The sequence below is a fragment of the Bacteroidia bacterium genome (assembly GCA_025056095.1).
Classification (GTDB): Bacteria; Bacteroidota; Bacteroidia; order JANWVE01; family JANWVE01; genus JANWVE01.
Window position 1 is genome coordinate 1 of record JANWVW010000107.1, and the last position, 9,572, is coordinate 9,572.

The window sequence follows — 9,572 nt, forward strand, 5'->3', positions numbered from 1 at the left end:
GAAACGCCCACAAGGACACGCCCAAAAAAATTAAAACTTAACCTTTATACAACTATCTTTTTAACTAAACAAAAGCAGACTTAATAAGCGAATTCGTATTTTTGTCTTGTGAAAGTTCAACAAGCTTGTAAAATTGATTGTAATCAGCATATTTTTTTACGCAAGTTGTGTTTTATGTTATTGGCTGTAAGCTTATCTGCTTGCCATAGCTTGGATGACGATGCTCAATTTCAAAAACATACCAAAGGATTTATTTTGCACGTTCAGGATACAAGCACAAATGCCCATAAATTATTATACCTAAATTCCGAAAACATGAATATCAGCCCCTTTTCTATTACTTTAGATAGTACCGTAGCACATATAGTCTGCTTAGATGATGAACTTTGGATACCTTGCCCTAATCAAAAATGCATCTACATAGTTGACCTTTCTACACGCCAAATAAAAGAAACTTTGAATTTTGGAAAAGACTTTTTTCCCATAGACTTAGCGCAACATCCTGACAAAAAAGAATGGTTTTTTATTGCATCTGAAAATGGAAAAATAGCTTTTTATCACCGAAAAAGAAAAAAAACAGAAGTTCATACATACACTTCCAGCCTTAATCACATATTGTTTGCAAATAATAAACTCTATGCGGCTTCGGCACAAAGCTCTGATGCTACCTTTATTGTGGTAGATGTGCCTACCCGCGCCCTGATAAAAAAAGAACCTGTAAATAGCATCAAACAAATCTACCGATACGTTTTATGGGTAAGAGGTTTCTCTACTGACAGCCTGCCTGAACTATACTCTTTCAACGTCAATGATGATATTCTGCAAAAAAGTACCTATACCTATCCTCTACGGCAAGCCGCATATTCCCCATACGGACAAAAATTTTACGGCAAAGAATTTATTGGCTTTGTAGAACTTTACCACAATAAACTTTACGTCAATCAGTCATTACTACCGCACAGCGAACCTATACAAGGCTTTATTTGCGATTTTGATGAAAGTAAATTGATAGTCTACTCCAAGCACAAGCTATACTACTACAAAGACTTGAACTCAAAGCAAACAAAGGACAGCTTAAACATATATACTAACCTCAACATTATTCAAGGAGTAGTTCACAGAAAATAACTAAACATTCAGCCAATATGTTAATTTAATCACTAATGCCCTATTTTTAACTGCAAGATTATGCGTAGCATAGTTATCCGTATAAACAATAAACAAATCTGACATTGGCTTGAATCGCCATTGCAAGCGAGAGTTAATGTTCATGTTATTGATTTGGGTGTTGTATTGAAGAAAGGTAGTAAAAAACAAGTTGTTCGTAAAAGTAATTTCTATTGTAGTGCCTATTAAAACTAAATCCGCAGAAGTATAAGGTTTAGGAAGTGTTATCTGATTAAAATCTGCTTTCAAGCCAAAAGCTGCGTATGGCTGCCAACGATAATTGACCTCTGCTGTGGAAGTCCATTTATGTCCGATGAAATATGTCCCATAAGTACTTAAAACACTGTATGAAAAAGTTTTTCTAAAATTAGAGGTAAAACTTACATTTGCTTGCTTGTAATAGTATCCTCCTATGGGCAAAGGTTTGCTATTCGTACCACTGGGGTCAAAAGGAAAAAATAAATACGTGTAGATATCTTCAAGTGAAACATCTACATGCGCGCTACTTTGAAAGTTTGTAACATGGCTCAAACGAATGATTCTGTCCAAAAAATTGCCTTTTCTATCAAAATACATGTCTGTATATAAGCCAAAATTAAAATTATTAACCCATCTACTTTTGGGATAAAAATACACATAGACCATAGGTTCTAAACGGACATAGTTTTTACGCGGCACAAAGCCTACTTCGGCGTTGTAGTTATTTCCCACAAATTCATGATTCCAGTGTGCTTGCACTTTGCGCGTATTGTACATAATCCAACTAGCATGTGCATTTTGGTCCCGAGACTTGTTGTTCGGTGAAAAAGTATGGTGATAAAACAATTTACCTTGCCATTTGCCATCTTTTGAAGCTAAGTTGTAGTCTATTCCAGCTAAACGATTGTACTGTGCATATTGTATTTCTGAACCTTGTACAGATTGTTTATTGACCAAAATAGCAGCTATATTAGACCGCTCAAATACTTTGCGCTGTACTGCAAAAACGCTGTAATTATAGCTACTCAACTGTAATTCTCGCACGCCTTCGGTTTGCATAGACATAGCGCCTATGCGCCAGTTTTGGTTGACTTTACCGCTTAATCTTGCTCCTGCAATAATCGGAACTACTTTTCCATTGTATAAGCCGATATTTCTTGAAAAGAAAGGGCGAATTTTAGAAAACCCAAAACGTTCAAATAAATCACTATTTTCTAAAAAGAAGTTTCTACGTTCAGGAAAAAACAAGGTAAAGCGGCTCAAGTTTGTTACTTGTCTATCTACTTCTACTTGGGAAAAATCGGGATTAAAAGTTAGGTCTAAATTAAGCGAAGGTGTAATTCCTACTTTTGCGTCCAAGCCTGTATTTGGCTTGGTTTGCAGGGGAATTTTGTTTTGATAATCTTGCTCTGCGCGCGCAATTGCATAAGGTATCAGGACTACATTCATGCCTGGGGGAGGAGGATAAGAGTCCCATTCTAAAACACCTGTATATGCTAAATGTGCAATATTAAACTGGCGTGGTACGGGATGCCAAGCGCCGTTTTCATTCCGCTTCAAGTCGTTACGAGAAAAGTTTACGCGCCAAATTTTTCTATCTGTTTTATATCGCAGTGTTTTGAACGGGATAGCCATTTCCACAGTCCATTTACCAAGTTCAATACAAGTTTGAGAGTACCATTTATTGTCCCAACTAGTGGTAACTCCCATACTTCCGCCATCGTTGAGAATCCCTTCTCTTTGAACATTGTAGGGACTTACAGTGAAATTAAAACCATTTGTTTTGTCGCACAAAGGATCTAAATAAACGGCGAAAGCATCTGTGCGGGGATATGAAAAGTCGCGTTTTAAGGATTGTACCACATATTCTCCTTGCAAAGAATCGTAGCAAATAGCGCCCACGTACAAAAATTCTTCGTCGTAGGTCATCATTGCTACGGTTTTGGACTTACAGTAGCTCGTGTCGTATGGAAAAGACTGCCAAAAGTCTGTAGCTTTTTGGGCAACTTCCCAAGATTTTTCGGTAATTTTACCATCTAAAATAATTTTGTCTTGAGCTTTTTGGATACAATAAACGTATTTCTCCTGACACAAACCTTGTAAAAAAAAGCAACAGATACTTATCCATAATATCCAACATCTCATCATTGGTGCTTTAATTGCAAAACTATGCAAAGTTTAGATAAAAACTTAAAAATGAGATTTTGACTTAATCAAGGTCAAAGTGAGTATAAGAATGTAGTTAAGAGCCTTAATGTGAATTTTTTAACAAATTGATAGATTATTTTTTTGGGCGTGCCCTTGTGGGCATTTCGCTGGCGCTCATGCCCACAAGGTCGGCGTGCTACGGGCTAGGTGCGGAATGCCCCGACCCTTGCGCAGCAAGGGGCACGCCCAAAAAATCAAATCATTTTTTAGACTTAATACCGCATTCCTATTAAAAAAATTTTTTTCCATAAAAGCGGATATTAATTGTATTATTGCGGAAAGTTTGAATTCCAACAAGCCGTGTTGAGTTCTTTAACCTTTCACAAATCAAAAACGCGGCAAAATTTAATCGTACCACTATCGGAACTACGACAAAAGCAAAAGGTTCACTTGCGTAAAACCTTCCGATAAACTAAAAACCGTTTTAATCGAACCATTGTGGATTTTAGAGCTTTGGGGTGCCCTGCAAAGCAGTGCCACCCTAAAAATTTCTCAAAGTCCTGTTTTCATTCCGTATTTCATTTGATTAGGTATTTTTGCGTAATTTTGTCATAAAAAATCACAAGCTATGAGTGAGATTAAAAAGATTATCTCCGAAGCCGCAGCACAAATGAAAAAGGCAGTGGAGCACTTAGAAGGAGAGTTGGCTAAAATTCGTGCAGGAAAGGCAAGTCCTGTAATGTTGGACGGCGTAAAAGTGGATTACTACGGCACACCCACACCTCTTAACCAACTAGCCCATATCACTGCTACTGATGCTAAAACTCTCACGGTTCAAGCATGGGAAAAAAATCTCATTCCTGTTATAGAAAAAGCCATTCGTGATGCAAATTTAGGTTTTAATCCTACTTCGGATGGCAGTATTATCCGAATCTTAGTACCTGCCCTGACTGAAGAGCGCAGAAAAGAACTGGTAAAACAAGCTAAACAAGTAGGTGAGGAAGCTAAAATAGCCGTTCGTAATATTCGTAGGGAGTACAATGAAAAAATTAAAAAATTAGCTAAAAGCGGCGTGTCCGAAGATGAAGTCAAAGCAGGGGAAAATGAGATGCAAAAACAAACCGATAACTTCATTGCTCAAATTGATGCCCACTTGAAGCAAAAAGAAGCAGAGATTATGAAAATCTAAATGTTAAAATGGTTGTTCTTTTTTGGGCTTATTTCAGTCATCATTGCTTATGTGGGCTTGCAAATAGGCGAATTTTCTTACAATACACAACAGATATGGAATAGTTTAAGGCATCGCGAATCAGAAGTATTTATTGTAGTGTGGCAGCTGCGCTTTGTACGCCTAGCTACGGCGTGGCTGTGTGGAGCTATTTTGTCGCTATGTGGTTTGATTATGCAGTCTTTATTCCGTAATGGATTAGCAGATCCTTACATTTTAGGTACTTCCGCAGGTGCATCGTTAGGTGTGAGCTTATTAGTTTTAGGTTATTTACCTGCGTATTTAGGAATAGTCAGCTATCCTTTGTTTGCTTTTTTAGGGGCTATTACTATCACTTGGCTTGCTCTTCATCTTGGGGCATTCAAATCTGAAAATTATCTTCATAATGTGTTGCTTGTAGGTATTGCGCTATCTTCCTTGGCTAATGCTGCCTTAGCTTGGCTTACGTATCAATCTGCTCACACTGAAAAACTTCGTATGATTATCTTTTGGACAATGGGCGGATTTGAATACAGCAATAGCTCATATTTAGTTTTTTTAATTTTTGCTTTGTCAGTCGGAAGTGCTTGGGCTTTGCTTCATCATAAAAGTTTAGATATTGCTTATCTCTCTTCACAGAACGCAAGAAATTTAGGGCTTTCAGTAAAAAGCTTTCAATATCAAATGCTCATGCTTACGAGTCTTATGGTAGCCACAGTAGTAGCAATCTCTGGTCCGATTGGCTTTGTTGGTCTGATGATACCGCATTTTGCGCGGGGATTAGTCGGCGCGCCGCATAAAAAACTTGTTCCTTTATCTATCGTGATAGGCGGCACTTATCTTATGAGTGCAGACATTTTAGTACGTTGGCTATACCCGCCCGTAGGTATTCCCATAGGAATTATTACTGCGTTGATAGGCACTCCTTTTTTTGTATATTTGCAACTCAAAAAGCAGGTTTTTCATCTATGATTTACATTACGAGACGTTTGTATTTCAACGCTACGCATAAATTGTGGAATGATAATTGGACACCAGAAGAAAATAAACGTGTTTTTGGACCTTGTGCTAATGAAAATTGGCATGGGCATAACTATACTTTGGATATTACTGTTGCAGGAAATATCAATCCTGAAACAGGCTACGTCATGGATTTGAAAGAAATTAAGGAAATTGCAGAAAAGCACATTATCTCCAAAGTTGACCACAAAAACCTCACGCTTGATGTAGACTTTATGAAAGGGCTTAATCCTACCACAGAGGTGTTGGCAATGAAGTTTTGGGAAATTTTGTATCCCTTGCTCAAAAGAGAAAATGCGTGCTTGTATGAAATTACGCTCTACGAAACCGAACGACAATGGGTTTCCTATAAGGGCGAGTAGCTGTTGAGGTAGTTTTTTGAACAAGTGGAACGCAAGAACTGAACAAGGTTAGCTTTAGCCCATTTTTACATGCCAGTAAAAAGCCTCATCACGTGCGGAGAGTTTTATTATTTGTGAGATGAATTATTGATATTTTTTTAGGTGTGCCCTTGCCCACACTTCGCTTGCGCTTGTGTGGGCAAGGTTGTCGTGCTTCCGGCTACGTGCGGAATGTCCCTTGCTGACGCAGCAAGGGGCACACCCAAAAAGAAAATTAAACTTTCAAAATCATTTATCAACTTAATATAACTTTGCAGTAAATGCTACAAATACAAGGTCTATACAAACGATATGGTAATTTAGAAATTCTCAAAGATATCCATTTTGAGATACAAAAAGGAGAGGTAGTAGCCCTAGTAGGTGCCTCTGGGGCAGGTAAATCTACCTTGCTTCATTTAATTGCAGGATTGGACAAAGCAGATAGCGGTCAAATTATTTTTGAAGGCGTTTCTATATCTCAACTTTCTTCCAAAGAAATGGCTCACTACCGCAACCAAAAAATAGGACTAATATTTCAATTTCACTACCTTTTACCTGAATTTACAGCACTAGAAAACGTATGCATCCCTGCTATGATACAAGGCAAATCCAAAAAGGAATACCTGCCCAAAGCCAAAGAGTGGTTAGCTTACTTAGGTCTATCCGAACGGATGAACCACAAGCCCAGCCAACTTTCAGGGGGAGAGCAACAAAGAGTAGCCGTAGCCCGCGCCTTGATTAACAACCCTAAGCTCATTTTAGCCGATGAACCTTCGGGAAACTTGGACTCTGCCAATGCCCAACACTTGCATAGTTTATTTTTTCAGCTCTCACAAGAATTTGGACAGACCTTTCTAATCGCTACACATAATCCTGAATTAGCCGCACAATCTCACAGAATACTGCACATCAAAGATGGAAAAATAACTTCGTAAAATCTGCCTTGTCAATAAAAAATGTTACTATTTTTGCAACAATATGAACATAGATTTAAGCAACATTAAAAAAGTTTATTTTATCGGAATAGGTGGAATTGGAATGAGTGCGCTCGCACGGTACTTCAAAGCCCAAGGCGCAATAGTTGAAGGCTACGACCGAAACGAAACTGCTTTAACTCAACAATTAGTAAAAGAAGGAATTAAAGTTTATCATGACATAGATACAGACCACTTAACAGAAGATACCGATATTTTTATTTACACACCTGCCGTAAAACCCGAAGAAAACGAAGAATTAGCTTACCTTATAGCTCAAGAAGCCCCTTTATACAAGCGCGCAGAGGTTTTAGGCGCTATTGCAAATCAATACAAGTGCATAGCTATCGCGGGCGCGCACGGAAAAACTTCAACGGCTACCATTATTACACATATTCTCAATCACTGTGGTGTAGGGGCTAGTGCTTTTTTAGGTGGTATCTCCAAAAACTATGGCACAAATTATATTCAAGGCGATAGCGAGTGGTTAGTTGTAGAAGCAGATGAGTACGACCGTTCTTTTTTGCAGCTTAATCCCTACATCAGCGTAGTTACCAGCGTAGACCCTGACCACTTAGACATTTACGGCACAAAAGAAAAAGTCCAAGAAGCTTATAAGCAATTTATAGAAAAAACCAACCCCGAAGGGGCTATTCTCTACTATGACAATGACGCCGATTTGAGAAAAATAATAACCTCAATTAAAAAAATTCCGAGAGTGAGCTACGGTGTAGAAGATGCAGCCGATTACACTGCGGATAACATTGTCTTCAAATACGGCAAATTCACATTTGACATACTCAAACACGGCGAAGACTATCTTTCTAACTTCAAACTCAACATTTCAGGATGGCACAATTTACTCAACGTCATGGCAGGAATTACGTTAGCGGAAATATTAGGTTTAGACAAAGAAGCCGTTAAAGAAGCAGTAGCATCCTATCAGGGAGTAGAAAGGCGTTTTGAAGTTCATCCACATCCTGAATGCACTATTATAGATGACTATGCACATCACCCTGAAGAAATTAGAAAAACATTAGAATCTGTCAAACGTATGTATCCCACTCGCAAAATTATGGCTGTTTTTCAACCTCATTTATATTCCCGAACTCAACATTTCTACAAGGAATTTGCCGAAGCGCTTAGTTTAGCCCACAAGGTAGTGCTTTTACCAATTTATCCCGCGCGCGAACAACCTATTGAAGGAGTAAGCGCTGAGCTTATTTTTCGTGAAGTCAAAAGTCCCTCAAAGCAATTGATAGATTACGACAATGCTGCAAGTTATATTTATCTCAAAAGTAAGACTTACCCCGTAGTAGTGATTATGGGCGCAGGAGATATAGACCAAGTGGCTAAAAAAGTAATTCAAAAATACAAAAATCTACCTGCTTAATGACGCAAAAAATCCGATATCTTTGGATATTGCGCAAGGTACAAGTGCAGGACCCTGTGTTCATGAATGATTTTGCTAAGTTCTTGCACAAAAATACACAAAACGCCCAAAACTTTGTTCTATACGTAGATACAGAAGGACAAACCGCAGAAGAGCAATATTTTGAAGCTAAGCGCATTTCAGCCTTTTTGAGTGAGCATTTAGTTTCAAATTCATTGTTTCATTTGCATCATTGGGGAATACTCAAACTTCAAGAAGGCAGCTATATTTTTGATAACCAAAAAATTGAGCAATGTTTTACTTTATCTCGTGCATTGGTATTGACGTGTATTTGGCAAAATCAGAACCTTGCGCTAAGCGAAGTGTGTAACAGTTTGGGGCGCTTATCTTTTTCTAAGGTTTTTATATTTCCACAGAATCCGCATTTGAACATACGTACGCAGGAGCATGCAAGTGTATTAGAATATCCCAACGAAGGAGAAACAGCCCGAATACTTAGCCAAGTTCAAAGTGTGTTTCAAGGGAAGTGCTGGGTATCCCATTTGAATAATATACGAATGAATGAGTAGTTTTTGGGCGTGCCCTTGTGGGCTTTTGCCCACAAGGTCGGCGTGCTGCGGGCTACGCTATCGCTTCGGTGCTGCGCTTCGCTCCGCACTGGGCTAACGCCCACCCTCCGCATGCCTCACGCAAAAAACAAACCTCACCATCCCATAAAACGCGTATCTTTACTACATGAACCAAGTATTCTTCCCCTACGGCATAAGCAACTTTGAAACACTGGTCAAAGATAACTACGTGTTTGTAGATAAAACTATTTTCATAGAAAAATTAGAGCGACATAAAGAAAGAAATGTATCCTTTTTACGTCCTCGCAGATTTGGTAAAAGCTTGTGGCTCTCTATTTTAGAGTACTACTACGACATCAATCAAGCCCACAAATTTGACCAACTCTTTGGAAACTACTACATCGGCAAAAATCCCACACCCCTACACAACTCCTATCGCATTCTATTTTTTGATTTTAGTGGAATAGATGCCAGCAACAAGGAACGCGCAAAACGAGGATTTGGAGTATCTGTACAAGGAAGTTTGCAACAGTTCAACCTCAAATACACAATTTTTGACACAGCTACACTTACACAAATTATTCAAAGCAGAGATGCAGAAGAGATGATATACCTGTTTTTTAGAAACTATCCTGAAGACAAACCTATTTACATTTTGTTTGATGAATATGACCATTTTACGAACGATATTTTGTACCGCAGTTGGAATGAGTTTGTAGAAAGTGTCTCTAAACA

Annotated in this window: 12 protein-coding genes; 9 read left to right on the forward strand and 3 right to left on the reverse strand. The window is 38.4% G+C overall.

All coding sequences use genetic code 11. The features are described 5' to 3' along the window. Positions 1 to 174: 174 nt before the first annotated feature. Positions 175 to 1,128: a hypothetical protein gene (locus tag NZ519_08710; protein MCS7028833.1), complete on the forward strand. Its 954-nt coding sequence runs from the start codon at positions 175 to 177 to the stop codon at positions 1,126 to 1,128. On the opposite strand, the gene NZ519_08715 is transcribed toward NZ519_08710, so the two are convergent. Beyond that, entirely contained in the window at positions 1,129 to 3,294 is a 2,166-nt protein-coding gene (locus tag NZ519_08715; protein MCS7028834.1) for a carbohydrate binding family 9 domain-containing protein, read from the reverse strand. It abuts the gene before it with no gap. Between the two features lie 155 nt (positions 3,295 to 3,449). On the opposite strand from NZ519_08715, the gene NZ519_08720 reads away from it, so the two are divergent. The 7 genes from NZ519_08720 to NZ519_08750 all read left to right on the forward strand — a co-directional run bounded on the left by NZ519_08720 (position 3,450) and on the right by NZ519_08750 (position 8,837). After that, complete coding sequence (locus NZ519_08720) at positions 3,450 to 3,587, forward strand: hypothetical protein (protein ID MCS7028835.1); 138 nt, start codon at positions 3,450 to 3,452, stop codon at positions 3,585 to 3,587. 335 nt (positions 3,588 to 3,922) lie between these two features. Continuing rightward, a complete protein-coding gene (frr, locus tag NZ519_08725; GenBank protein ID MCS7028836.1) occupies positions 3,923 to 4,483 on the forward strand; it encodes a ribosome recycling factor in 561 nt (186 codons plus the stop codon). Further along, entirely contained in the window at positions 4,484 to 5,473 is a 990-nt protein-coding gene (locus NZ519_08730; GenBank protein ID MCS7028837.1) for an iron ABC transporter permease, read from the forward strand. Next, on the forward strand, positions 5,470 to 5,883 hold the full coding sequence (locus NZ519_08735; protein ID MCS7028838.1) for a 6-carboxytetrahydropterin synthase: 414 nt from the start codon (positions 5,470 to 5,472) through the stop codon (positions 5,881 to 5,883). The genes NZ519_08730 and NZ519_08735 overlap by 4 nt, the downstream gene beginning before the upstream one ends. A gap of 299 nt (positions 5,884 to 6,182) precedes the next feature. Then, positions 6,183 to 6,836, forward strand: a complete 654-nt coding sequence (locus NZ519_08740; protein MCS7028839.1) for an ABC transporter ATP-binding protein — start codon at positions 6,183 to 6,185, stop codon at positions 6,834 to 6,836. A 43-nt stretch (positions 6,837 to 6,879) separates the two neighbouring features. Next, positions 6,880 to 8,268, forward strand: a complete 1,389-nt coding sequence (gene murC / locus NZ519_08745) for a UDP-N-acetylmuramate--L-alanine ligase (GenBank protein ID MCS7028840.1) — start codon at positions 6,880 to 6,882, stop codon at positions 8,266 to 8,268. A gap of 29 nt (positions 8,269 to 8,297) precedes the next feature. Then, positions 8,298 to 8,837: a hypothetical protein gene (locus NZ519_08750; GenBank protein MCS7028841.1), complete on the forward strand. Its 540-nt coding sequence runs from the start codon at positions 8,298 to 8,300 to the stop codon at positions 8,835 to 8,837. Here the strand turns inward: NZ519_08750 and NZ519_08755 are convergent. Then, positions 8,786 to 8,950: a hypothetical protein gene (locus NZ519_08755; GenBank protein MCS7028842.1), complete on the reverse strand. Its 165-nt coding sequence runs from the start codon at positions 8,948 to 8,950 to the stop codon at positions 8,786 to 8,788. The genes NZ519_08750 and NZ519_08755 overlap by 52 nt on opposite strands. Further along, entirely contained in the window at positions 8,890 to 9,012 is a 123-nt protein-coding gene (locus NZ519_08760; protein ID MCS7028843.1) for a hypothetical protein, read from the reverse strand. Before NZ519_08760 ends, NZ519_08755 begins: the two co-directional genes overlap by 61 nt. Between NZ519_08760 and NZ519_08765 the strand changes: the two genes are divergently transcribed. Next, the coding region (locus NZ519_08765) for an AAA family ATPase (GenBank protein ID MCS7028844.1) at positions 9,004 to 9,572 on the forward strand (569 nt) is incomplete at its 3' end. The genes NZ519_08760 and NZ519_08765 overlap by 9 nt on opposite strands.

What these genes read in the sequence shown, in the direction of transcription:
- NZ519_08735 (MCS7028838.1), top strand. Translation starts at nt 5,470, where the DNA reads ATGATTTACATTACGAGACGTTTGTATTTCAACGCTACGCATAAATTG.
- NZ519_08755 (MCS7028842.1), bottom strand. Translation starts at nt 8,950, where the DNA reads ATGCGGAGGGTGGGCGTTAGCCCAGTGCGGAGCGAAGCGCAGCACCGA.
- NZ519_08710 (MCS7028833.1), top strand. Translation starts at nt 175, where the DNA reads ATGTTATTGGCTGTAAGCTTATCTGCTTGCCATAGCTTGGATGACGAT.
- NZ519_08715 (MCS7028834.1), bottom strand. Translation starts at nt 3,294, where the DNA reads ATGATGAGATGTTGGATATTATGGATAAGTATCTGTTGCTTTTTTTTA.
- frr (MCS7028836.1), top strand. Translation starts at nt 3,923, where the DNA reads ATGAGTGAGATTAAAAAGATTATCTCCGAAGCCGCAGCACAAATGAAA.
- murC (MCS7028840.1), top strand. Translation starts at nt 6,880, where the DNA reads ATGAACATAGATTTAAGCAACATTAAAAAAGTTTATTTTATCGGAATA.
- NZ519_08730 (MCS7028837.1), top strand. Translation starts at nt 4,484, where the DNA reads ATGTTAAAATGGTTGTTCTTTTTTGGGCTTATTTCAGTCATCATTGCT.
- NZ519_08740 (MCS7028839.1), top strand. Translation starts at nt 6,183, where the DNA reads ATGCTACAAATACAAGGTCTATACAAACGATATGGTAATTTAGAAATT.